The sequence below is a fragment of the Sphingobium limneticum genome, assembly GCF_008710165.1.
In the GTDB taxonomy this organism is placed as follows: Bacteria; Pseudomonadota; Alphaproteobacteria; order Sphingomonadales; family Sphingomonadaceae; genus Sphingobium; species Sphingobium limneticum.
Genome location: NZ_VYQA01000001.1, coordinates 337,449 through 362,159, shown reverse-complemented (window position 1 = coordinate 362,159; position 24,711 = coordinate 337,449). Strand labels below are relative to the sequence as shown.

General features: G+C 63.0%; 16 protein-coding genes. 14 read left to right on the top strand and 2 right to left on the bottom strand.

The features are described 5' to 3' along the window. The first annotated feature begins 9 nt into the window (after nucleotides 1-9). The 6 genes from F4U95_RS01330 (at nucleotide 10) to F4U95_RS01305 (ending at nucleotide 8,211) form a co-directional block, all read left to right on the top strand. The gene (locus F4U95_RS01330; protein WP_120253195.1) at nucleotides 10-1,983 is read left to right on the top strand and encodes a serine hydrolase domain-containing protein; all 1,974 of its coding nucleotides are present in this window, start codon (nucleotides 10-12) and stop codon (nucleotides 1,981-1,983) included. Nucleotides 1,984-2,103: 120 nt separating this feature from the next. Then, nucleotides 2,104-3,117, top strand: coding sequence for a dipeptide epimerase (locus F4U95_RS01325; RefSeq protein ID WP_150411810.1), 1,014 nt, complete (start codon nucleotides 2,104-2,106; stop codon nucleotides 3,115-3,117). Between the two features lie 31 nt (nucleotides 3,118-3,148). Beyond that, nucleotides 3,149-4,423: a peptide MFS transporter gene (locus F4U95_RS01320; RefSeq protein WP_246171462.1), complete on the top strand. Its 1,275-nt coding sequence runs from the start codon at nucleotides 3,149-3,151 to the stop codon at nucleotides 4,421-4,423. A gap of 58 nt (nucleotides 4,424-4,481) precedes the next feature. Then, entirely contained in the window at nucleotides 4,482-5,525 is a 1,044-nt protein-coding gene (locus tag F4U95_RS01315; RefSeq protein ID WP_120253193.1) for an N-acetyltransferase DgcN family protein, read from the top strand. Then, nucleotides 5,522-6,655, top strand: a complete 1,134-nt coding sequence (locus F4U95_RS01310) for a YkvI family membrane protein (protein WP_120253192.1) — start codon at nucleotides 5,522-5,524, stop codon at nucleotides 6,653-6,655. Before F4U95_RS01315 ends, F4U95_RS01310 begins: the two co-directional genes overlap by 4 nt. Beyond that, complete coding sequence (locus F4U95_RS01305; protein WP_120253191.1) at nucleotides 6,652-8,211, top strand: serine hydrolase; 1,560 nt, start codon at nucleotides 6,652-6,654, stop codon at nucleotides 8,209-8,211. Before F4U95_RS01310 ends, F4U95_RS01305 begins: the two co-directional genes overlap by 4 nt. Nucleotides 8,212-8,334: 123 nt before the next feature. Here F4U95_RS01305 and F4U95_RS01300 read toward each other — a convergent pair whose 3' ends face one another. After that, nucleotides 8,335-8,997, bottom strand: a complete 663-nt coding sequence (locus F4U95_RS01300; protein ID WP_120253190.1) for a helix-turn-helix domain-containing protein — start codon at nucleotides 8,995-8,997, stop codon at nucleotides 8,335-8,337. A gap of 359 nt (nucleotides 8,998-9,356) precedes the next feature. On the opposite strand from F4U95_RS01300, the gene F4U95_RS01295 reads away from it, so the two are divergent. From F4U95_RS01295 to F4U95_RS01260, 8 genes are all read left to right on the top strand, one after another. Then, nucleotides 9,357-10,001, top strand: coding sequence for a helix-turn-helix domain-containing protein (locus F4U95_RS01295; protein ID WP_246171461.1), 645 nt, complete (start codon nucleotides 9,357-9,359; stop codon nucleotides 9,999-10,001). Nucleotides 10,002-10,180: 179 nt separating this feature from the next. After that, complete coding sequence (locus tag F4U95_RS01290) at nucleotides 10,181-12,133, top strand: serine hydrolase domain-containing protein (protein ID WP_232016301.1); 1,953 nt, start codon at nucleotides 10,181-10,183, stop codon at nucleotides 12,131-12,133. 130 nt (nucleotides 12,134-12,263) lie between these two features. Next, nucleotides 12,264-13,319, top strand: coding sequence for an N-acetyltransferase DgcN family protein (locus F4U95_RS01285; protein ID WP_246171460.1), 1,056 nt, complete (start codon nucleotides 12,264-12,266; stop codon nucleotides 13,317-13,319). Further along, a complete protein-coding gene (locus F4U95_RS01280) occupies nucleotides 13,316-14,398 on the top strand; it encodes an alpha/beta fold hydrolase (protein WP_120253187.1) in 1,083 nt (360 codons plus the stop codon). The genes F4U95_RS01285 and F4U95_RS01280 overlap by 4 nt, the downstream gene beginning before the upstream one ends. Continuing rightward, nucleotides 14,395-16,017 (top strand): N-acyl-D-amino-acid deacylase family protein, encoded by a 1,623-nt coding sequence (locus tag F4U95_RS01275; RefSeq protein ID WP_211363288.1) that lies wholly within the window; start codon nucleotides 14,395-14,397, stop codon nucleotides 16,015-16,017. The genes F4U95_RS01280 and F4U95_RS01275 overlap by 4 nt, the downstream gene beginning before the upstream one ends. Nucleotides 16,018-16,043: 26 nt before the next feature. Continuing rightward, entirely contained in the window at nucleotides 16,044-17,339 is a 1,296-nt protein-coding gene (locus F4U95_RS01270; protein ID WP_120253185.1) for a metal-dependent hydrolase family protein, read from the top strand. 94 nt (nucleotides 17,340-17,433) lie between these two features. Beyond that, nucleotides 17,434-18,426: a dipeptide epimerase gene (locus F4U95_RS01265; RefSeq protein ID WP_120253184.1), complete on the top strand. Its 993-nt coding sequence runs from the start codon at nucleotides 17,434-17,436 to the stop codon at nucleotides 18,424-18,426. Between the two features lie 158 nt (nucleotides 18,427-18,584). Then, complete coding sequence (locus F4U95_RS01260) at nucleotides 18,585-21,497, top strand: TonB-dependent receptor domain-containing protein (RefSeq protein ID WP_120253183.1); 2,913 nt, start codon at nucleotides 18,585-18,587, stop codon at nucleotides 21,495-21,497. A 99-nt stretch (nucleotides 21,498-21,596) separates the two neighbouring features. Here the strand turns inward: F4U95_RS01260 and F4U95_RS01255 are convergent, their stop codons facing one another. Beyond that, the gene (locus F4U95_RS01255) at nucleotides 21,597-24,710 is read right to left on the bottom strand and encodes a glycoside hydrolase family 2 TIM barrel-domain containing protein (protein WP_246171459.1); all 3,114 of its coding nucleotides are present in this window, start codon (nucleotides 24,708-24,710) and stop codon (nucleotides 21,597-21,599) included. Nucleotide 24,711: the final 1 nt, after the last annotated feature.

Below are 24,711 nucleotides of genomic sequence, written 5' to 3'. Positions count from 1 at the left end.
CGCAGCATCATGCGATGGATGAAATATCTGGCTGCCGGCGCGTTGGCGCTGGCCGGCGGCGTTACCGTGGCGCAACAGGCACCGGTCGATGCGCCTTCGCTGCTGCCACAGTCGGCCGCCAAATCCGGCGGGGCATTGCCACTGCCGTCCGCCGTCGACGGACAGCATGCACTGACCAAACAGGATGCTGACGCCTGGCTCGACGGCTTCCTGCCCTATGCGCTGGCACGGGGCGATGTTGCCGGCGCAGTCGTCGTGATCGTCAAGGATGGGCAGGTGCTGACCCAGCGCGGTTTCGGCTATGCCGACGTCGCCGCACGCAAGCCGGTCGATCCGGCCACCACGCTTTTCCGTCCCGGTTCGGTGTCGAAACTCTACACCTGGACCGCCGTGATGCAACAGGTGGAGGCGGGCAAGCTGAACCTAGACGCCGACGTGAATCGATATCTGGACTTCAAGATCCCACCTTTTGAAGGCAAGCCGATCACGCTGCGCAACATCATGACGCATACTGCCGGGTTCGAGGAAGCGGGCCGCGACCTGATCGGCAAGAGCGACAATATCCCGACATTGGAAGCCGCGCTGAAGCGCTGGACGCCGCATCGCGTCTATGCGCCCGGATCGACCCCGGCCTATTCCAACTATGCCACCGCGCTTGCCGGCTATATCGTACAGCGGGTCAGCGGCATGCCGTTCGACGATTATATCGAGCGTAATATCTTCCAGCGGCTCGGCATGAAATATGCCAGCTTCCGCCAGCCGCTCCCCGCTGCGCTCCAGCCGCATATGGCCACCGGCTATCAGCTGGGATCGGGCGAGGGCAAGCCGTTCGAAATCGTATCGGTCGCGCCGGCTGGCAGTTCCTCGATCAGCGGCGCCGACATGGCCAAGTTCATGATCGCGCACCTCAACAATGGCGGACCTTTGCTGAAGCCCGAAACGGCCAAGCTGATGCATTCGCCCGCCAATGAGCCGTTGCCCGGCCTCAATCACATGATGCTCGGCTTTTATGAGGAGAAGATCAACGGCCTCAGCGCCATCGCCCATGGCGGCGACACACGCTGGTTCCATTCCGATCTGACGCTCTTTCCGAGCAAGAATGTCGGCATCTATATCTCGCTGAACAGCATGGGGAAGGAAGGCGCGGTCAGCCCGATCCGCAACACATTCTTCAAGCAGTTCGCCGACCGTTATTTCCCCGCGCCCCATCCTGCACCCAAGGAGCTGGCGAGCGCCAAGGCCCATGCGGCACAGGTGGCGGGCACCTATGCGTCTAGCCGCGCACCGGTCGAGAATTGGGCGGCGATGATGGGCTTCCTCAGCCAGATGGAGGTCGGCACGGACAAGGATGGCAAGCTTTCGGTGCCTGCCTTCAAGACCATCGGCGGCGCGCCGCGCAAATGGGTCGAGGTTGCGCCCTATGTCTGGCAGTCGACCGAAGATGGCGACCAGTTTGCGGCCCGCGTCGAAAATGGCAAGGTCACGCGTGTCTTCTACGGACCGGTGGCGCCGATCATGGTCTGGGATCCCGTGCCCTGGTACAAGGACACCGCCTGGTTGAAGCCGCTGGCGATCGCGGCGCTCGCCATCCTTGCCCTGACCGCGCTCGCCTGGCCCGCAGGCGCCATCAACCGCAAGCGTTATGGCGCGAAACTGGACTTGGTAGGGCGTGATCTGACGCTGCATCGCGTCGTCCCGGCCTGCGCCTGGGCTGTGCTGGCGCTGTTAGGCAGTTGGGTAGCGGTGGTGACCATAGCAAGCGACTATGTCACCTCGGCCGGCCTGATCTGGTTCAACCAGATTGTGGGGCTGCTGCTCTTCTTCGGCTTCGTCGGTCTGGCGGGCTGGGCCGCATATTTGGCCTTCAGGACCAAGCGGGGTTGGTTCGGCAAATTGTGGAGCGTGCTGCTGCTGGCCGCCACCATCGTCATGCTCTGGGTGGCACTCGCCTTCCACCTCATCAGCTTCGGCGCCAACTGGTAACAAGGAAGGCGCCGGGGGCACGCCCCGGCGCCTTGCGCGCTTCCGACAATCCACTGCTTTCGCTCGCCCCTCTGGGCGGGTCCGGGCGACTTGCGCCCGATCGATCCAGGAGTTTTCATCTTGACCACCGCTCTGACCCTCGACGTGAAGGCCCAACGGCTCGACTTCAAGGCGCCATTTCGCATTTCAGGCTATGTCTTCGAAGGACTGGACTGCGTGGTGGCAACCCTGTCGGACGGCACCCATAGCGGGCGCGGCGAAGGGGATGGCGTCTATTATCTGGACGACCGTCAGCCGCACATGCTGGCCGAGCTTGAGCGGACCCGCGCCGCAATCGAGGCCGGACCGACACGGGAGGAATTGCGCTCCATCCTGCCCGCTGGAGGCGCGCGCAATGCGGTCGATGCAGCCCTTTGGGAACTGGAGGCGAAGCGGAGCGGCAAACCGGTCTGGGAGTTGGCCGGACTGGAAGCACCAAAGCCGGTCGTCACCACCTTCACGCTTGGCGCCGATGATCCGGCGAAGATGGCGCAGGCGGCTGTCGTCTTCGGCCCGGTCCGCGCGATCAAGGTCAAACTGACCGGCGACCTGGATCTCGACATTGCCCGCGTCGCCGCAATCCGCGCCGCGCGGCCCGATGTGTGGCTCGGCGTAGACGCCAATCAGGGTTTCGCGATCAACGAGTTGGACAGTCTGGTGGCGGCGATGCTGACCGCCAAAGTCTCCCTGATCGAACAGCCGCTCGCGCGGGGGCGGGAGGCCGATCTGGACGGCTATCGTTCGCCCATCCCGCTGGCGGCGGACGAAAGCGCGTTGACGTTGGAGGATGTGCCGGGGCTGGTCGGCCGGTTCGATGTGGTGAATATCAAGCTCGACAAATGCGGCGGCCTGACTGAGGGGCTGCTGATTGCGCAGGCCGCGAAGGCCGCCGGGCTGGGCGTCATGGTGGGCAATATGGGCGGCTCCACGCTCAGCATGGCGCCCAGCTTTCTGCTGGGGCAACTTTGCGACATCTGCGATCTGGACGGCCCGATCTTCCTGAGCGCCGACCACGATCCTGCGATCCGCTACGAAGATGGCATGGCCTGGTGCGACGAGCGCATGTGGGGCCGGGAAAGCCCGGACGCGGTATGACCGTCCGCGGGATATTCGACCAGTGAATGGCGTGCGGGCAGAGCGTAGCTGGTTCGGCCAGCCACCGGGGCTGACCATCTTGTTCCTCACCAACATGTGGGAGCAATTTTCCTATTTCGGCATGCGGGCGCTGCTCGTCTATTATATGACCCGGCAGTTGATGCTGGGGCAGGGGCAGGCGTCCTTCGTCTATGGTGCCTATACCGCTTGCGCTTATTTCACGCCGATCGTCGGCGGGGTGGTCGCGGACCGATGGCTGGGCAAGCGTCGCGCTGTCACGATCGGCGCGTCCATCATGGCAGCAGGGCACTTCATGATGGCGTTCGAACCGCTTTTTTACGTTGCGCTCGCCACCATCGCATTGGGCAACGGGCTGTTCCTGCCCAGCCTGCCGAGCCAGATCAACGATCTCTACGCACCGGGTGATCCGCGGCGCGGCTGGGCCTATAATGTCTATTATGTCGGCATCAATATCGGCGGTTTCCTGGCGCCTTTGATCTGCGGCACGCTGGGCGAGGTCTATGGCTGGCATTATGGTTTCGGTGCAGCCGGGATCGGCATGTTCGCGGGGCTGACCATCTATCTGTTGGGGCACAGGCATTTGCCTGTCGAGCACACCGCATCCGCTATCGTCGATGATGGGCGGGCATCGCCGCCAGCGAATAATCGCCAGCTCTGGCTGGTGCTGGCGGCGGTAGGCCTGTGCGTCACCATCTTTCGTGGCGCCTATGAGCAAGTGGGCAATACGGTGGCGCTCTGGGCGGGCAGTGGCGTGGATCGCGGCCTTGGCAGCGTCACCATCCCCATGACCTGGTTTCAGTCGCTCAATCCGCTCCTCGTCATGCTGCTGACCCCACCCTTGCTGGCGCTTTGGCAGCGGCGGGCGAATGCGGGACGCGACACAGCGCCAGCACGCCGCATGGCGCAAGGCGCGCTGCTGGTCGGACTTGCCTATGTCCTGCTCGCGCTGGTCGCATGGCAGGCGGGGGAGGGGCAAGCGGGCTGGTTGTGGCTGGCGCTTTTCTTTCTGATCTTCACGATCGGCGAACTCTTCATCCTCCCATCGGGTCTGGGCCTGTTCGCGCGCCTCGCTCCACCGCGCCTGGGCGCGACGACGGTGGCGGCCTGGTATCTCACCATTTTCGCCGGCAGCCTGAGCGCCGGGCTGGTGGGCACGCTGTGGAGCCATATGACGCATGGCAGCTATTTTGCACTGCTGGCGATGCTTGCCGCCTTGGCTGCCGTACTTCTCCGGCTACTCGACCCGGCCATTCGTCGCATCGACCGTAATAACAATGACAAATAGGTTGATTATTCTCCAATTGAGATCATTCTGTCCTTATCAGCAAAAATGGAAATGAGAGATGACGATGCAATCCGGCAGGTTTGACTTGGGTACGCTGATCCTGCCTCGCCCCTATCTTCTGTTTCTGGGTGACGCGACCGAGCGCGGTTTTGCCAAGACCGCGTTGGGTCTGGCCGATTGGGCGCCGGACCTGTGCATCGGTGAATATGGCTTGCCCGGTTGCACCGTAACCGCGGGGCTACCGCGTCTCACTCCGGCAGAAGCCAGGGAAAAGGGCGCACGCGCGCTCGTGATCGGCGTAGCCAATGTCGGCGGCGTCATTCCCGATCAATGGATGGATGCCTTGGTCGACGCGCTGGAACAGGGCTTCGATCTGGTCAGCGGCATGCACGCCAAATTGGTCAGCTTCCCGCGCCTTGCACAGGTCGCGGCGCAGACCGGACGCCAATTGATCGACATACGTACGCCGCCGCAAGGCATCCCGATCGCGACCGGGCGCAAGCGTAGTGGCAAGCGGTTGCTGACCGTGGGCACCGACTGTGCACTGGGCAAGAAATATACGGCGCTCGCCATTGCCGATGCTTTCAAGGCGCGCGGCATCGACGCCGATTTCCGCGCCAGCGGCCAGACCGGCATCATGATTGCGGGATCGGGCATGCCGATGGATTGCGTCATATCCGATTTCCTTGCCGGCGCAGCCGAGATATTAAGCCCGGATGCGCCACCGGAGCATTGGGATGTGATCGAAGGGCAGGGATCGTTATTTCACCCTGCTTATGCGACCGTGTCGCTGGGCCTGTTGCATGGCAGCCAGCCGGACGTTTTCGTCGTCTGTCATGAGGTCGGCCGGACGCAGATATTGGGCGTCAACGGCTACACCCTGCCCTCCATTCCGCAGGTGATTGAACAGACTATCGCCATGGGCCGCCTAACCAATTCGGCGATCCGCTGCGCTGGTATCAGTCTCAATAGCTCTTCGCTGGACGATGCCGCCGCTACGGTCGAGATCGAACGGCTATCGGCGGAACTGGGCTATCCGGTCGCCGACCCGATCCGCCGAGGCCCCGCCTTCGACCGGCTGCTGGACGCCTGCCTTTCATGAGCGGCGCGGGGGGAGAGAAGGGGGCAAGCTGGTTCCAGCGTTTTCTCCTGCCCGGCTTCGCGCTGAAGGCGGTCATCATCGGCGGCGGCTATGCCACCGGGCGCGAACTGGCGGAATTCTTCCTGCCGAGCGGTCCCTGGGATGGCCTTGCCGGCATGATCCTGGCGATGCTGATCTGGAGCGTTGTCGCCGCCGTCACCTTTCTCTTCGCCCGCATGGTCGGCGCGCGCGACTATCGCAGTTTTTTCGAAGCGTTGCTGGGCCGGGCCTGGTTCATCTTCGAAATCGGCTATCTGCTCTTCATCATCCTGATCCTGGCCGTTTTCGGCGCGGCGGCAGGCGCGATTGCGCAGGCTGCGTTCGGCGCCGCGCCGATCGTCGGTACGCTGGCATTGATGGCGGGCATCGGTCTGTTTGCCACCTTCGGCAATGCCTCGGTCGAGCAGCTGTTCAAATGGGTGTCGTTCCTGCTCTACGGCGTCTATGCGCTGTTTCTGATCCTGGCGCTGACCGGTTTCGGTGACCGGATCGGGCAGGGTTTCGCGGTGCCAGCGTCCGCCGATGGCTGGGCTCTGGGCGGCCTCACCTATGCCGGTTACAATATCATCGGCGCGGTCGTGATCCTGCCTGTCTTGCGGCACATGCGGTCGGATCGCGACGCGCTGGTGGCGGGATTGATCGCCGGGCCGCTCGCCATGGCACCGGCCATCGCCTTCTTCATCTGCATGATCGCCTTCTATCCCGGCATCGCGCAGGAAATACTGCCATCCGATTTTCTGCTCGGGCAGCTTGGGAGTCCGACTTTCCATCTGCTCTTCCAGCTGATGATCTTCGCCGCGCTGCTGGAAAGCGGCACCGGGGCGGTCCATGCCGTCAATGAACGCATCGCCAAGGCCTGGCATATCCGGCGCGGCGCGGTGCTGGGCAATCCGGCGCGGCTGGGCATCGCGCTCTTCATTCTGACGGGTTGCATGCTGGTGGCCGATCGGGTCGGCCTCGTCGCTTTGATCGCTACGGGCTATCGCGCGCTCGCCTATATTTTCCTGACGGTTTACGTCCTGCCGCTGCTGACCATCGGCCTTGTCCGGCTGGCCAAGCGGCGACCTGCATATCAAGCGGAGGTCGCATGAAACAGTTTTTGATCGCCCTCGCTCTGACCTCCACATCGGTCTACGCCGCGCCACCTGTCGATTTCGACACGCGCGTCGAGGCGCTGCGCAACGCCGTGGGCGTGCCGGGCGTAGGCATAGCCATTGTGGAAAAGGGCCAGACGGTGCTCGCCAAAGGCTATGGCGTCAAACGTCTGGGGGGAAACGATCCGGTGACGCCGCATACGCTGTTCGCCACCGGATCGACCGGCAAGGCGGTGACGGCGGCGGCGCTCGCAACCTTGGTGGATCAGGGGAAGATCGACTGGGACGACAAGGTGATCGATCGTCTGCCCGGCTTCCAGATGTGGGACAGCTGGGTCACGCGCGAAATGACGATCCGCGACCTGCTGGTCCATCGGTCCGGTCTGGGTCTGGGCGCGGGCGACCTGCTGTTCGTGCCGCGGAGCAACCTGTCGCGCGCGGAAGCCGTGCGGAGACTGCGCTATATCAAGCCCGCTACCAGCTTCCGCAGCGACTATGCCTATGACAATATCCTCTACATGGTCGCAGGTCAGCTGATCGAGACGGTTACGGGCCAGACATGGGAAGCCTATGTGAAGGACGATGTCTTCAAGGTCGCCGGCATGACGGACTCGGTCAGCGACGATCCCGACCGTTTCGCCAATCCCGATCGCGCCCAGCCCCATGCGCGCATGAATGGCGGTCTACGCGGCGCCGGCGATCAGGAGGTGCTGGACGAACGCGATGGCCTGGCCCGCAACGCGGCGCCGGCTGGTGGCCTTGCGGTCAGTCCGGTCGATATGGGCAAATGGCTGGCGCTGCAACTGGCGCAGGGCAAGCTACCAAGCGGCGGCCAGCTATATGGTTCGGCGCAGGCGCAGCAGATGTGGCGCCCGGCCACGCTGATGCCGATCGCACCCAAGCCGCCCGAGCTGGCGCTGACCCAGCCTAAATTCCTCAGCTATGCGCTGGGCTGGCATGTGCAGGATTATCGTGGTGCGAAGATCCTGCAACATGGCGGCGCGGTCTTCGGCTTCCAGACCATGGTCGTGCTGATGCCCGAACAGGATGTCGGTTTCGCGGTCGAGATCAACAGCGAGGATGGCGAACTGGTGCAGGGCCTCGTCTACGAATTGCTGGATCATTATCTGGGCCTGCCGTCGCAGGACTGGCCGGCCCGGTTCCGGGCTTTCAAGGCGAAGAGGGTTGCAGATGGCTTGGCCGCGTTCAAGGCGAAGGGGGCCGCCTCGGCTAAATCCAACCCCTCGCTGCCGCTGGCCCGCTATGCCGGCACCTATCGCGATCCCTGGTATGGCGACATCGTCGTGGGTCAGGACAGGCAGGGCCTGACCATCGACTTCCGCTCTACCCCGCGCATGGGTGGGCGGTTGAGCCATTTCCAATATGACAGCTTTTTGACCCGCTTCGACGACAAGACGATCGAGCCGGCCTATGTCAGCTTCGGTCTGGATGCCGATGGAAAGGTGGAGCGCGTGACGATGAAGCCGGCCTCACCCATCGCAGACTTCAGCTACGACTATCAGGACCTGCTCTTCACCCCGGTCAAACCCTGACGGCAATGACTTTTCGATCCTCGTCACCCCGGGCGTGATCCGGGGGGGGGGCAGCATCTTGTCTCCACCGATTGAAGAAAGCGGGATCCCGGATCAAGTCCGGGATGACCAGTGTGCAGCGCCTCAACCCTTGCGTGGCGCGCGCTTCTTGACCTCGTTCTGGGTCACATGATGGTGCGCGTCATGCATCAGGTTGGACAGATCCTCTTCCGCGCTGGACATGACGCCGATGGTCAGCGTTTCCTTGAAGCCGGGTGCGCAGACATAGGCATGGCCCATGCCTGAATCGATATAGATGGACTCGCCGGCTTTCAGTTCGATCGGATCATAAAATTCGGTGTGGACGATGATGGCGCCTTCCACCACATAGATGAATTCTTCGCCCGAATGGCGCACCAGCTGGCCGAATTCCTCGATCGTCTGGGCATGGATGCGGGTCACGACCGGAACCATGCGCTTCTGCCGCAATTCGGTGCAGAGATAATAATATTCATAATTGGACGTATCGACGCGCACGGCGCTGTCGATCGTCCCGACGCTGCGCCGGCCCATGATGGCGGTCGGCGAACTGGATTCCGATTGAACGAACAGATCGGCGATGCTGATGTTCAGCCGTTCGCTCAACTGCACCAGCTTGTCATATGTCAGGGACAGCCGGTCATGCTCCACCTTGGACAAAGTGGACACCGGTATGCCGCAACGCTGGCTCATTTCTTTCAGCGTCCACCCATTGCGGGTCCGCAGGTCCGTAATCACCGCGCCCAGGGTCCGTCGACCGCCTGCCATTCAACTCGCTCCTGTATTACCCTGCACGAACGGACCTTGTCTGCCCTGTTCGAAAACCCCGCCATAATTTAGCATCGCCCGTCCGGGATGCGCAATGCGCTCCCATAGGGGCTTTGCTCCGGCCCGACCTGTTGCAAAGGCCCTGCGGCCTGTGCCGGCGAAGGCCTTCTCATCAAACTCGCTTTGCATGCACGCGATCCCTTTTCCATCGAAAATATGTCCTGATAGGAGAATTTCCTTTGCAAAACGGCTCGTCGCGGCACGCGGCCATTTTCGGATGGAAGACAAAATGGAAAGTCCGTGCTAATTCAGAAAACCGCGTCCATCCGTCGGGCGTGAGCAGGGAGTAAATGGAACGGATGGCAGCCACCCCCAAGCCTGGCGTCGATCATGGTCCCGGCGCGTTCCTGCGCGAATTTCGCACCGCGCATGGCCTCACCCTGGCCGCGGCGAGCCGAAAGACCGGCCTGCCCGTCTCGACCCTGTCCAAGGTGGAGACGGGTAAAATGTCCCTCAGCTATGAGAAGCTGGTGAAGGTCAGCAGCGGCCTCGGCATCGATATTACCCAGCTTTTCTCGGGCGCCGCCTCCACCGCGCCGGTGGCGCAAATGCCCACGGGCCGCCGTAGCATTACGCTGGCAGGGGAGGGGCCGACGATCCGCACGGCCGCCTATCATTACAGTTATCCTTCCGCCGATCTGCTCAACAAGCAATTGAATCCCATGATCCTGGAGGTCGGCGCCCGGTCGATCGTCGAATTTGGCGAGTTGATGCGTCATCCGGGTGAGGAATATGCCTTCGTCATTGAAGGGCAATGCGAATTTCATAGCGATATCTATGCCCCATCGCTGCTGAAGACAGGCGATTCCATCTATTTCGACGCATCCATGGGCCATGCCTATGTTGCGGTGGGGAATGGGCCCTGCCGTATCCTGTGCGTCTGTTCGGCCAAGGACGCCGAACTCAAATCGACCTTGAATTCGATCGCCTTGGGCCACTCATAACTATCTATATTTAGGTCATTTTTCATTTATATCGGCGTTAGATGGCGCCCATCCCTTGTCTATTGACAATTCGACACAATAATTATCATATTAGAAAATATTTCCATATTGGAAATTTATCCTATGATATAGCGGTCGGGGAGAGGGGTGGCATGCGGACATTGTGCAAAGGGATCGTTTTGGTCCTTCTGGCTTGGATGGGGCAGGCGATCGCCCAACCCTCCGTCGCCCGACCGCTCGCCGTCCTGCAGGAGGCAGCCTCCGGACCCTACACGAAGTCCGCGCCGCACAGACTCGATAAGGCCGATGTCGATGCCTGGCTGGACGGCTTCATGCCCTATGCGCTGCAACGCGGGGATGCCGCCGGCGCTGTCGTCGTCGTGGTCAAGGATGGGCAAATCCTGACCCAGCGCGGCTTTGGCTATGCGGATGTCGCAACCCGCCGCCCGGTCGACCCGGAGAGGACGCTGTTCCGTCAGGCTTCCATCTCGAAGCTCATTACCTGGACCGCCGTCATGCAAATGGTGGAGGAAGGGAAGATCGACCTCGACCGGGACGTGAACGCTTATCTGGATTTCAAAATTCCCGACCGCTTCGGCAAGCCGGTCACGATGCGCAACCTCATGACCCATCGTGGCGGTTTCGAGGAAGTGCAGCGCGGCCTCAACAGCTACGACATCAAGGATATTCCGGCGCTCGACGTCGCGTTGAAGCGGCAGATTCCGGCGCGCATTTTCCCGCCCGGCGCGACGCCGGCCTATTCCAACTATGGCACGACGCTGGCCGCCTATATCGTCCAGCGCGTGTCGGGCGAGGCTTTCGATATCTATGCCCAGCGACATATCTTTGCGCCGGCCGGGATGCGCTACTCCAGCCTCAGCCAGCGCTTGCCGGCCAGCCTTCAGGCGGTGATGGCCAGCGGTTATGGCCGGGGATCGGGCAAGCCCACCCCGCTCGAATTGAACAGCTTCTGGCCCGCAGGCGGCATGAGCGCATCCGGCGCCGACATGGGCCGTTTCATGATCGCGCATCTGGCGGAGCGCGGCGTGCTGTTGCGGCCGGACACGGCGCATCTGATGCACGACACGATCCTGAAGTCGATCCCCGCGCTCAACGGCATGGCGCTCGGCTTTTACGAGCAGAATATCAATGGCCGCCGCGCGCTCTCCCATGCTGGCGACACGCTGACCTTCCACAGCCAGCTCTGGCTGCTGCCAAATGAGAAGGTCGGCATCTACATGTCGATGAATGCGGCGGGCACGGACAAGCTGTCCGGCGCGATCCGCAGTCATATGTTCGATGCCTTTGCCGACCGCTATTTCCCCGCCGATCATAAGGAGGATGGCCGGGTCGATGACGCGACCGCCCGTGCGCATGCGCGCATGATGGTCGGTACCTATAACAAGACGCGCCGGTTGGAGACGAGTTTCCTCAAAGCGATGGAAGTTGTGGGCGGCCAGATCAGCGTCGGGCTGGACGCGAAGGGCGGCCTGCTGCTCAAGGCGGCGCCGGCGCTGGGGGGCGCACCGCGCAACTGGATCGAGGTCGCGCCCTTCGTCTGGCACGCTGCCGATGGGCATATGCGCCTCGCCGCACAGGTGGAAAATGGTAAGGTGGTGCGCTTCGGCCTCGACAGTTCCTCACCCTATATGCTGTTTGAGCCGGTACCCTGGTATCTGTCCGCCCGCTGGATCAGCCCCGCGTTGCTCGTCAGTCTTGGCACGCTGACCCTCACTTTCCTGTCATGGCCAATCATTGCGTTGCTGCGCCGCCGTTACGCTGCTCAGCCCGTGCAGAGTGTCGCGATATGGCGCGCCTATCGCTTGTCGCGAGCCTTTGCCGGATTGGCGGTGGGCGTCATGGTCTGCTGGCTATTGTTCGTCAGCAAGCTGGTCAGCGATTTTTCGTCCATGAACGGTGAACTCGACTGGGCGCTCGTCACGCTACAGGTAACGACGCCGGTGGCCCTGGGCGGCCTTCTGGGCGCGGGGCTGTGGTACGCGCTGCTCAGTTGGCGGCGTGCCGGCATGCGCTTTGCGAAAGTCTGGAGCCTCCTTCTGGTCGCCGACGCGACGCTGCTGCTGTGGGTCGGCATCGCCTTTCACCTGATCGGATTTGGATTAAATTTCTAATTAGAGAATTATTGGCTTGAAATTCTCTTTATGGAGAAATACTGTTGCGCCACATCAACGGTACAGGGCATGGACGGGAGTCGCGATGGACGCGCCCTTCATGCCCGACTCCCATCGACAGGTGAGACAGGTGTTTCTTCAGACAATCGACCATGCCGCCGACGCGCAAGCGCCCCTCCAGTCGCTGCCCCAGCCCTATCTGCTGTTCCTGGGCGACACGGTGGAGGAAGGCTTTGCCAAGACCGCCTTTGGCCTGCGTGACTGGGCGCCAGACAAATGCACGGGCGAATATGCGCTGGTGGGTGCGGCCGTCAGCACCGGCCTGCCGGCGATGACCCCGCAAGAGGCACAGCGGGCAGGTGCCCGATCGCTATTGATCGGTGTCGCCAATAGCGGCGGCGTTCTGGCCGACAATTGGTTGCCGGCCCTGGTCGAGGCGTTGGAGGCGGGGCTGGATATTGTCAGCGGCCTGCACATGCGTCTGTCGGAATCGCCGGTCCTGGCGGCGACGGCGGAGCGTCTTGGCCGCCGGTTGATCGACGTGCGCCATCCGCCCCGCGACATCCAGGTCGGCACCGGGCGCAAGCGGAGCGGCAAGCGGTTGCTGACCGTCGGCACCGATTGCGCGCTGGGCAAGAAATATACGGCGCTCGCCGTCGCGCGCGCCTTTGCCGATCGCGGCGTTTCCACCGATTTCCGCGCCACCGGCCAAACCGGCATCATGATCGCGGGCGGTGGCGTGCCGATGGACGCTGTCGTCTCCGATTTCGAGGCTGGCGCGGCTGAAATGCTTAGCCCCGATGCCGCGCCCGACCATTGGGATGTGATCGAGGGACAAGGTTCGCTCTTCCATCCTGCCTATGCGGCGGTATCCATGGGCCTGCTGCATGGCAGCCAGCCCGATTGCATCATCGTCTGCCACCACCCCGGCCGAACGGAAATGCTGGGTACGCCCGGCTATGCCCTCCCGAGCGTGGAGGAGGTGATCGATCTCAATCTGCGTATCGGATCGCGCACCAATGCCGCCATTCGTTGCGCCGGCCTGTCCTTCAACACTGCGCATCTGAGCGCGGAGCAGGCGCATGCGCTGATGGAGGCCGAAAGCCAGCGGCTGGGCCTGCCCGTGGCCGATCCGATCCGGGGCGGAGCCGCTTTCGACCGGCTGATCGACCGCTGCCTCGCATGACGATATCGGCGCCCGTCCGGCCCGGCATGGGTAAGCGCATAAGGCGATGGGCCGCGCGTATCCTGCTTGGCCTGCTGGCGCTGATCCTGCTGCTGGTCGTGGCCGGCGCGCTTTACGAAGTCTGGGGTCGTTATAACGCCAGTCGCCTCTATCCGCCGCCAGGTCGATTGGTCGATATTGGCGGGCGCCGCATCCATATCGACTGCCGCGGTACGGGATCGCCGACCGTCATCCTGGAATCCGGCCTGGGATCGGGCGGATCGGTGGACTGGGCGCGGGTGCATGATGCACTGGCGCGTCACACCCGCACCTGCGCCTATGACCGCGCCGGTATCATGTGGAGCGATCCCAAGCCCGGCCCGCAAAATGCCGCTGCCGTGGCGGACGATCTTCACGCCACGCTCGCCGCCGTGGGCATCAGCGGCCCGCTGGTGCTGGTGGGCCATTCGATCGGTGGCCCCTACACCCGTGTCTATACCGGCCGCTATGGCGATCAGGTCGCGGGACTGGTGATGGTCGATGCCTCCCATCCCGATCAGGTGGCGCGCTTGCGCCAAGTGGTGAAGGCCAATGTCGATCCGGGCAAGGTCGTTGATATCGTCCGCATCGCGAACGCCCTGTCCTGGACGGGCCTTGTCCGCCTCATGACGAACGGCCAGATGCCCAACCTGCCAACCGAAGCGGGCGCCAAGATCGGCGCTTATACCAGCCATTCGATCGGCGGCGCACTCAGCGAATTGCAGGGCTTCGATCGCACCATGGATCAGGCGCGCATCGTGCGTAGCTTTGGCGATCGCCCGTTGATCGTGCTGACTGCCATGGCGCCCTATACGCCTGCGCAGTTGAAGAGCCTGGAGCTATCGCCACAGGATGGCGCGCGGATGAAGCAGGTCTGGAAGTCGCTGCAGGCCGAAATGGCCGCCATGTCGACCCATGGCAGTCAGCAGACCGTGCCGGATTCCGGCCATTATATTCAGATCGACCGGCCCGATATCGTGATCGCGGCGGTCGATCGGGTCGTCGATGCCGTGCGCGCCCGGCAAGCGCCGCGGTCAGGTCGCAACATAGGGGAGAAATGAAGATGAAGCGTGCCTTGCTCTGTAGCGCCATGGCGCTGTTGCTCGTAGCCAATGCGCCTGCCGCCGATTATGACGTCGTCATCCGGGGCGGGCGGGTGCTGGACGGCGCCGGCAACCCGTGGGTTCGCGCCGATGTCGCAATCAAGGGCGGGCGCGTCGTGCAAGTCGGGCAGGTGGCCGGCCATGGCGCGAAGGAAATCGACGCAAAGGGCCGTTACGTCTCCCCCGGATTCATCGACATGATGGATCAGTCGGGCGGCGTGCTGCTGAAGAACGGCGCGGCGGAAAACAAGCTGCGCATGGGCGTCACCACCGTTATCGCGGGGGAAGGCGGCACCCCGGTCGAGGCGGCGCAGATCCCCTCCTATTTCGCTCAGCTTGAGAAGCAGGGCATTTCCGTCAATTTCGGCAGCTATTATTCCACCACGCAAGCGCGGATGAAGGCGATGGGCGACGGCGCCGGCAACCCGACGCCGGCGCAAATGGACATCATGCGCAAGGAAGTGCGTACTGCCATGGAGGCGGGCGCATTCGGCGTAACCAGCGCGCTCATCTATCCGCCGAGCAGCTTTGCCACCACCGCCGATCTCATCTCCATGGCGAAAGTGTCGGCCCAATGCGGCGGCTTTTACGCCACCCATATGCGCGACGAGAGCGGTGATCTGGTAAAGGCGGTCAACGAAGCGATCGAGATCGGCGAGACATCGGGCGCGAAGGTCGAAATCTTCCATCTGAAGGCCGCCTTCGCGCCGGGCTGGGGCAAGCTGATGCCCGAAGCGATCGCGGCGGTGAACGCGGCCCGTGCGCGCGGGGTCGATGTCGCGGCGGACCTTTATCCCTATACCGCCGGCGGTACCGGGCTGGAGATCATCGCCCCCAGCTGGGTCTGGGCCGATGGCGTGCAAAAGGGGATCGAGCGGCTGAAAGATCCCAAACTGCGCGAGCGGATGAAGAAGGAAGTCGCCGCTGGCTCCATGCCTGGCTGGTCGAACCTCGTGCAGGCATCGGGCGGTTTCGGCAATGTCATCCTAGCCAATGGTTTCAGCCAGAAATATGCGCCCTATCATGGTCAGAGCCTGGAGAAGATCGGCGCCGCGCTGAAGCGTGATCCGGCCGATGTGGCCTGGGACATCTTGCTGGAGGGGCTGCCCAACCGGTCCGTCGCCCTCTATTTCATGATGAATGAAGGCGATATCGAAACCGCCTTGCATCAGCCCTGGGTCAGCATCGGCAGCGATGCCGCCGCGTCGGAGAAGTTCGGCGAGATGGACGCGCTCGGCCTGCCGCACCCGCGCGCCTATGGCACGTTCCCGCGCATCATCGCCGAATATGTGAAGCGCCGCCCGGTCCTGTCGCTGGAGGATGCGGTGCGCAAGATGACCGGCTGGCCCGCCCAGCGCATGGGCCTCACCGATCGCGGCCTGATCCGCGACGGGATGCGTGCCGACATCGTGATCTTCGATCTCGAAAGGCTGGACGACGTCGCCAGTTGGGCCAAGCCGACGGCGGCGCCGACCGGGATCGACACGGTGCTTGTGAACGGCGTCGTGACGATCGAGGATGGCAAGCATAGCGGCGCGAAGGCCGGCGCCGTGCTGCGACACGGCTGCGGCGGCTGAGACGCAAACGGAACAGGGAGGATGAGATGAAGCGGATTTTATGGACGGCGCTGGCGACCAGCATGTTGGCGACGCCGGCGCTGGCGCAGGACAACCCCTTGGCCGAGCGTACTTATATCCAGGCCGGGCGTCTGCTCGCCGACCCGGCAACCGGCCGCGTCGATCGCGACAAGACGATCGTGGTGGAAGGCGGCAAGGTCGTCGAGATACGCGATGGCTTCGTCGGTGAGGGCCGAGTGATCGATCTGCGCGACGGCTTCGTCCTGCCCGGCTTCATCGACAGCCATGTGCATATCACCTCTCAATCCGGTCCCGACAGCCGGCTGGACGGCGTCACCAAATCGACCACGGCGCAGGCGTTCGACGGCATCGTCTACGCTAAACGCACCGTGCGGGCCGGCTTCACCACCGTCGCCGATCTCGGCTCCGATCCCGAAGCGATCAACGCGCTGCGCGACGCGATCGCGCAGAAGAAGGTGGTCGGCCCGCGCATCCTGGCCGCCGGTATCGTCGCGGCGCATGGCGGGCATGGCGACGTCCATGGCTATCGACAGGAAATACTCGACCTGTTTCGCCCGACGACTCTCTGTTCAGGCGCCGACGATTGCGCCCGCGCGGTGCGGCAGGCGGTGCAGCAGGGCGCGGACGTCATCAAGACCGCCTCGACCGGCGGCGTCATGTCGGACACGGCTGCCGGCCTTGGCCAGCAGATGAGCGACGCCGAACTTCTCTCCATCGTCGAAACGGCGCACCGGCTGGGGCGCAAGGTCGCGGCCCATGCCCATGGGACGGACGGGGTCAACGCCGCCCTGCGCGCCGGCGTGGATTCGGTCGAACATGGTACCTATCTCGACGCTGAATCCATCCGCCTGTTCAAGGCTAAGGGCAGCTATCTGGTCCCGACCCTGCTGGCCGGCGACACGGTGACGCGGCAGGCGGAAACCGCCGAATGGATGCCCGCAACCGTGCGGGCCAAGGCGCGGATCGTCGGCCCGCTGATGATCGACGCGGTGCGCCGCGCGCGTGCCGCCGGCATCAACATGGCGTTCGGTACCGACTCCGGCGTTTCCGCCCATGGCGACAATGCCCGCGAATTCGCGCTGATGGTACAGGCCGGCCTGCCGCCGATCGACGCGATCCGCGCCGCCACGGTCTGGGCCGCCACCCATGTCGGGCTGGACAAGGAGGTCGGCTCGATCGTCCCCGGCAAGGCGGCGGATATCGTGGCGGTGAAGGCCGATCCGCTGACCGATATCCGCGCGCTCGAAACCATGGCTTTCGTCATGAAGGAAGGGAATGTCGTCCGCGCCGTGGGCGACTGACCCTCTCCTGATCCTTTGCTGACCGACCTGCCCGGACCGGCTTCGCATGGCGATGCCGGACGGTGCTTTTCATGCCCGAAATATGGAGTCTCTCATGCCGCGTCTCACGCTAGACGTTACGGTCGAAACGCTTCGGCTGGCCGAAACCTTCCGCATATCCGGCCGGGCGATCGATAGCGCGGACGTGATCGTCGTCACGTTGGACGATGGCACGCATCGCGGCCGGGGGGAGGCCGCCGGCGTCTATTATATGGGTGACGATATCCCGCATATGCTGGCGATGCTCGACCTCACTCGCCCGGCGATCGAAGCACATCCGACGCGTACGGAATTGCGCGCTATCCTGCCGGCCGGCGGCGCGCGCAATGCGGTCGATGCGGCGCTATGGGATATTGAGGCGCAGCGTTCGGGCAAGCCCGTCTGGCAGTTGGCGAGCCTTGAGGAACCCAGTCCGCTTCGCACCACCTTTACCATCGGTGCCGACGATCCAAAGCGCATGGCCGCCAAGGCGACGGCCCATGCGCAGGCCCGATCGATCAAGATCAAGCTGACCGGCGACCTCGACCTCGATGTCGCACGCGTCACGGCGATCCGCGCCGCGCGGCCCGATATGTGGCTCGGCGTGGACGCCAATCAGGGTTTCGCGATCAACGAGTTGGACAGTCTATTGGCGGCGATGGTGGACGCGAAAGTGTCCCTGATCGAACAGCCCTTGCCACGCGGTCAGGAGGCGGCGCTGGAGGGGCTGGACTCGCCCATCCCTTTGGCGGCCGACGAAAGCGCCCTGACGCTGGACGATGTTGCGGGACTGGTCGGTCGGTTCGACGTCTTCAACATCAAGCTCGATAAATGCGGCGGCCTGACTGAAGGGCTGATGATCGCCGACGCCGCGCGGCAGGCCGGCCTTGGCGTGATGGTCGGCTGCATGGTGGGCAGCAGTCTGGCGATGGCACCGGCTTTCCTGCTGGGACAGGTCTGTGATCTGGTCGATCTCGACGCGCCGCTGTTCCTGGCGCGGGACCATGTGCCTGCCGTCGCCTATAATGGCGGGCTGCTCCATTGCGATAGGGCCGTCTGGGGCGGCTGATCCGTCAGATTTGGCGTGAAAGGGCAGCGCCTTTGGGCGGCTGCCCTTTTTTATGTCTCAATCGGTCGAATATGCATAAGATATTTAGTATACGGTATTTGACTTTTAAATATTTCCGTCGCAGCATCCCGCCTGCAAAAAAGTCAGGGAGACAATCAATGCGGCAATACCGTGTGAAATTATGCTGTGCGGTGGCGGCCGCCGCGCTGCTGCCGGGGGCGGCAATGGCGCAGGCGCCTCAGGCAAGCGAAGCGTCCGGTGCGACGGACATCGTCGTGACGGGGACGCGCATCAAACGCCCCGATCTGGAAAGCAACAGCCCGCAGACCGTCGTGAGTTCCGAAGAATTCCGATATCAGGGCGCAACGACCGTGGAAGGCGTGCTGAACCGCCTGCCCCAATTCACCGCCGACGCGAACGAAAATGTGTCCAACGGATCCGACGGCACATCCAATATCAACCTGCGCAACCTGGGTTCCAACCGCGTACTGGTGCTGGTCAACGGCCAGCGCATGCTGCCGCAACAGGCGATCGATCTCAATTTCGTGCCCAGCAGCCTAGTCGAGCGAGTCGATATTTTGAGCGGCGGCGCATCGGCGGTCTATGGTTCGGACGCGCTGTCGGGTGTCGTCAATTTCGTGCTCAAGGATAATCTGGACGGCATCCGTATCGACGCCCAGACCGGTTTCTACCAGCATGACAATAATAATAGCGCCGTGCGCAGCCTGCTCGACGACAAGGGATATCAGAAGGCCAAGGGCTCCGTCCTGGACGGCGGCAAGCAGGATATCACCATATCGGCGGGCAAGAATTTCGCCGACGGCCGGGGCAACATCACGGCCTATGCCGGCTATCGCCATTATAACCCGGTGCGCCAGTCGACCCGCGACGTGTCTTCCTGCGCCCTGCAACAGGCCGATGATGCCGGCACCGCGCTCTTCTGCGGCGGATCGAGCAATACCCCCTATGGCACCTTCGTACCTTTGGAAGGCGCCTTTCAGGGACAGACGCTGACCAATAACAAGAATGGCACGCAGACTTTCGTGCCTTATGACAACAGCTACGCCTATAATTATGCGCCCGACAATTATTTCCAGCGATCGGAAGAACGCATTACGGCGGGTGCTTTCGCCAAGTTCGAACTGAGCAAGGCGGCCGAAGTCTATGGCAGCTTCATGTTCATGCGCGACCATACCTTCTCGCAGGTCGCGCCTTCGGCCATCTTCCTTGGCTCGCCTTTCGCCATTACGTGCAACAACCCGCTCGCCAGCGCGAGCCAATTGAACACTCTGTGCGGCAGCAAGGCGGGCACGGGCCAGACCGCCGACGCGCTCGTGGGCTATCGCATGTCGATCGCCCCGCGGCGCGACGACCTCAAACATACCGATTATCGCTACACCGCCGGCGTGCGCGGCGATCTGGGCAGCGGTTTCAGCTATGACGTGAACTATCTCTATTCGCTGGTCCGCTTCAAGGAACGCTATCTCAACAATGTCGACGCGATCAAGGCGCAGCGCGCGCTGGATGTCGTGACCGTCAACGGTACGCCGACCTGTCGTTCGGTGGTCGATGGCACCGATCCCAACTGCGTCCCCGTCAATGTCTTTGCAGCGGGCGGCGTGACCGCCGAGCAGGGCGCCTATCTCTTCACCCCCAGCAACACCTCGTCACGCAATGCGCAACAGGTCTTTTCCGGTACGCTGAGCGGCGACCTGGGCCAGATGGGCATTACCAGCCCCTGGGCCAGCCGCGGTGTGGGCATTGCACTGGGCGCCGAACATCGGCGCGAGACGCTGAACTATTTCGCCGATGAGATCGCGCAGCAGGGCGGCGCCACCAATGCGGACGGCATCATCAGCGTGACCGAAGGCTATGGCGAAATCGAAATTCCGTTGATTTCGGACATGCCCTTCATCCGTTCGCTGACGATCAATGGCGGCTTGCGCTATTCGTCCTACAGCAACGAACAGAAATCGACCGGCTTCCAGTCGAAGTTCAATGTCTGGACGTACAAGGGCGAACTCAGCTGGCAACCGGTCGATGACCTGCGCCTGCGCGCCAGTTACAATCATGCCATTCGCGCGCCCAATATCGGCGAACTCTTCGCGTCGCAATCGGTCGGTAATGTCGCGGGGCAGGATCCCTGTTCGGGGGCCAATCCGGTCGCGTCACGGGAAACCTGCGCCCTTACCGGCGTCACCGCCGCCCAATATGGCAATATCATCGAATGCCCGGCGGACACCTGCTCGGCGCTGGGTGGCGGCAACCGTAATTTGCGGCCCGAAACCGCCGATACCATCACGGCAGGCTTCGTCCTGACGCCGCGATCGCTCCGCAACTTCTCGCTGTCGGTCGATTATTACAAGATCAAGGTGAAGGACTATATCGGCGCGCTCGATGCGTCGCTCATCATCAGTCAGTGCGCGGAAACGGGCGATGCCTATTATTGCGGCCTCTTCAACCGCGATCCGCGTTCGGGCGCGATCTTCGGCCAGAATGGCTATATCGTCTCGACCACGCTCAACACCGGCTATCTCAAGACGTCGGGCATCGACATTACGGCTGACTATACTTTTGGCATCGGCAAGATGGGCCGGTTCAACGTCAACATGGTCGGTACCTGGCTGGACAAGCAGGTGGCGCAACCGCTGCCGGGCCTGGGCAGCTACGACTGCAAGGGCCTGTTCGGCTATACCTGCGGTCAGCCCTCTCCAGAATGGCGCCATGTCGCCCGCTTCACCTGGATGGCGCCGAGCGACACCGTCCTCTCGCTGTCCTGGCGCCATATCGGCGGCACCAAGCTGTCGAGCCTGTCGGATAATGCGGCGCTCAGCGGCACGCCGAGCGTGATCAACCGCAAAATCGACGATTATAATTATTTCGATCTTTCGCTGACCCAGTCGATCGGCAAGCAACTGACGCTGCGGGCGGGCATGAACAACATGTTCGACAAGGATCCGCCGGCGATCGCCGCTGGCATCCTGTCGTCGTTCGGCAACGGCAACACCTATCCGGGTGTCTATGACTCGCTGGGCCGCAACATCTTCATCGGTGCGACGGTGAATTTCTAGAAAGGTCCGCCGGCCGGGGTTTCGCCCCGGCCGGCACATATGAAAAGGCCCGCCTGCATCATCGTGCAGGCGGGCCTTTTCATGAGCGGCGTATGAGGGTCAGCGCACCGGAGCGATGGTGAAGCTGTAAGTCAGAGAGCGTAGCGGGATGCGGAAGTTCATATGCGCGCGTCCGTCCAGATTCCATCCGGTGTCGCCGCCCACCCCTGCCTGCGCCGCATCGATCAGCAGCGTGCCGTGGGCGTGCGGGCGGATGTCCGCGCTATGCGCCTGCCCCGGCGGCTTCATCGCCAGGTCCGCATAAGGGAAGGCCAGCGCATTGACCGACAACGGCTGCGCCCCGGTGATGCGCAGACCCGCGCCGGCACCGGTCAGCGCGATCCAGCGGACGTCGCTCTTGTTTCCCGATTCCTGCGGTCGCGCATAGTCGTGATACTGGTCCGCGACATCGCCGCTCCACCGTGCGATCAGCGCGCCGGTCTTGCGGTCCGCATAGCTTTCCTGCGGGCCGCGACCATACCATTGCACCTTGTCCAGCGCCGATGGGGTGTCGAACGCCAGTCCCACGCGCAACGGGTCGGGCAGCGTGTCGCGGATCGGATCGAAGCGCATCGTCACGCCCACCCGGCCGTCGGCGGACATGGTCCATCGCGTTTCGACCTTCACCGATCCCACGCCCATATCATGCCGGACGATGATCGCGTTGCCCGAACGCTCCACCGTTTCGACCCGGCGATGGTCGGAAAAATATTGCCACATGGCGTGGCTTTTGGGGATGCCTGCGCCGATATCATTGTCGGTCGGCGCGCGCCAGAAATTGGGCGCTCCCCCGCTCAGCAGCACTGCGCCTGCGCGCGCATAGCGTCGCAGCAGCCCGGTCGTGCGGTCAATCTCCAGCACGATATCGCCGGCGGTCAGGCGCAACATGTCGCCCGCCTCGACCGGTGCCACATCGCCGGCAGGCGGCGCAGGCAGGGCGGGGGCAGCAAGGGCGAACTGTTCCCAGCCTACGACATGTCCCGCTGGCAGCATCGGCACGGCGCCCGCCTTTGCCCGCGCGCGCAGGACCAACATGCGCTCCGCCGTCGCATTTTTGGACGCCGGCAGGGTGAGGGGGAGTGGCGCGCTGGCACCCGGTGCGACCGACGGCATGGGCAGGCTGCCGTGCGCGGCCGCGACGCCATCCTCCATCACCGTCCAGTCCAGCGTAAAGCGTGACAGGTCGATATGGTCGTGCCGGTTGACGATATGATAGCCATCGCCTTCATGCAGGAAGGCGATCGGCGCCTGCACCTTGGCCAGTTCATAATATTCCGGGTCGGGCGTCCGGTCGGATTGGATCACCCCGTCGCCGACCGGGCTATCGTCGCCATGGACGCCGGGTGCCTTGGGATCGGGATCATAATCCAGTCCTTGACCCCAATAGGGGCGCCCATCCTTGTCATGCAGCAGCATCGTCTGGTCGACCCAGTCCCAGACGAAACCGCCCTGCAACTTGGGATGCGCCCGCATCGCCTGCCAATAGCCTTCCAGATCGCCCAGGCTATTGCCCATGGCATGGGCATATTCGCACAGGATCAGCGGCTTTTTGAACGCCGGATCGCGCGCATAGTCGATCATCTTGGGCACGTCGTCATACATGGGCGCGAAGATATCGACATAAGCGTTCACCGGATGACGCCAGTTGCTCATGCTCCAGCCCAGGAAACTGACGAGGCGCGTCGGATCTTGTGCCTTCACCCATTTCGCCGCCGCTTCGAAACTGTCGCCGATCCCCGTTTCATTGCCCAGCGACCAGAAGATGACGGACGGATGATTGCGGTCGCGCTGCACCATGCGCTGCACCCGGTCCAGATGCGCCGCGCGCCATTTGGGATCGTTGCCCAACAGCGCCGACGGGTCGTTGTTGCGCTCCTGCGACAAGCTCAGATAGCCATGGCTCTCGATATTGGCCTCATCCATGATGTAGAGGCCATATTCGTCGGCCAGATCATACCATCGCGGGTCGTTGGGATAATGGGACGTCCGCACCGCGTTGATGTTCGCGGCCTTCATCAACTCTATGTCCTTGCGCATCGTCGCTTCGGACAGGATGCGGAAGGTCTTTGGATCATGTTCGTGCCGGTTGACGCCGCGGATCATGATCCGCTTGCCATTTACCCGTACTTCGCCATCGGCGATCTCGACCGTGCGGAAACCGATCCGCCGGCTCGTCGCTTCGACCAGCCGGCCCTTTTCGTCCAGCAGTTCGACCAGCAGCGTGTAGAGGTTGGGCGTCTCCGCCGTCCAGGTCTTCACGCCCGGCACGCCGGCCTCTATCCTGACCGCGCCACTGCCCGTCGCCTCCCGCACCAGCAGGCTTTTAGCGCCGTCCATCAACGTTGCGCGCACGCGCATGGCGCCCGGTGCGCCGCCGGTCGCGACCGTCAGGCCCAGCCGTCCGTCGCGATAATCATGCTCCAACTCGGCATCGACGGTCAGGTCGCTAATATGGGTAGGGGGCGCGGCATAGAGGCTGATGCTGCGCTCTATGCCGTTGACCCGCCAGAAATCCTGATCCTCCAGATAGCTGCCGTCGGCAAAGCGATAGAGTTCGATCGCCACGACGTTGCGACCCGCCTTGGCATATCGGCTGATATCGAATTCGGCGGGCAGCTTGCTATCTTCGCTATAGCCGACCCGCTCGCCATTGACCCAGAGATAATAGGCAGCCCCTGCGGCGCCCACGGTCAGCAGCAAGCGGCGCCCGGCAAAATGGGCCGGGATCATCACGTCGCGCCGGTAGGATCCGACCTCGTTCAGGCTGTGGTCGATCTTCGGCTGGTCGCGCGGGAAGGGATAGCCGCTGCCGACGAAAACCGGACGGCCATGGCCTTCCGCCTGCCAGATGCCCGGTACCTTGATCGTGCCCCAGGCGCTCGTATCGAAATCGGGGCGGTAGAAATCGACCGGCCGGCTTTCGGGATTGGGCGAGAAATGGAACTGCCATGCCCCGTCGAGCGAGAGATGATAGCGCGACCGCGCGACGTCACCAGATAGCGCAGCGGCGCGCGTTTCGAACCCGTCGAACGTCGCGTGCATCGGTTCGGCGCCCTGCCGGATAACCTCCGGCTGCTCCCATTCGGGCGGACTGGTCTGCGCCAGGGCGGGGGAGAGAAGAAGTCCGGCGATCAGCGCGCCTGTCGCGCTGGAGTGCATCCATGTCCGCATCATT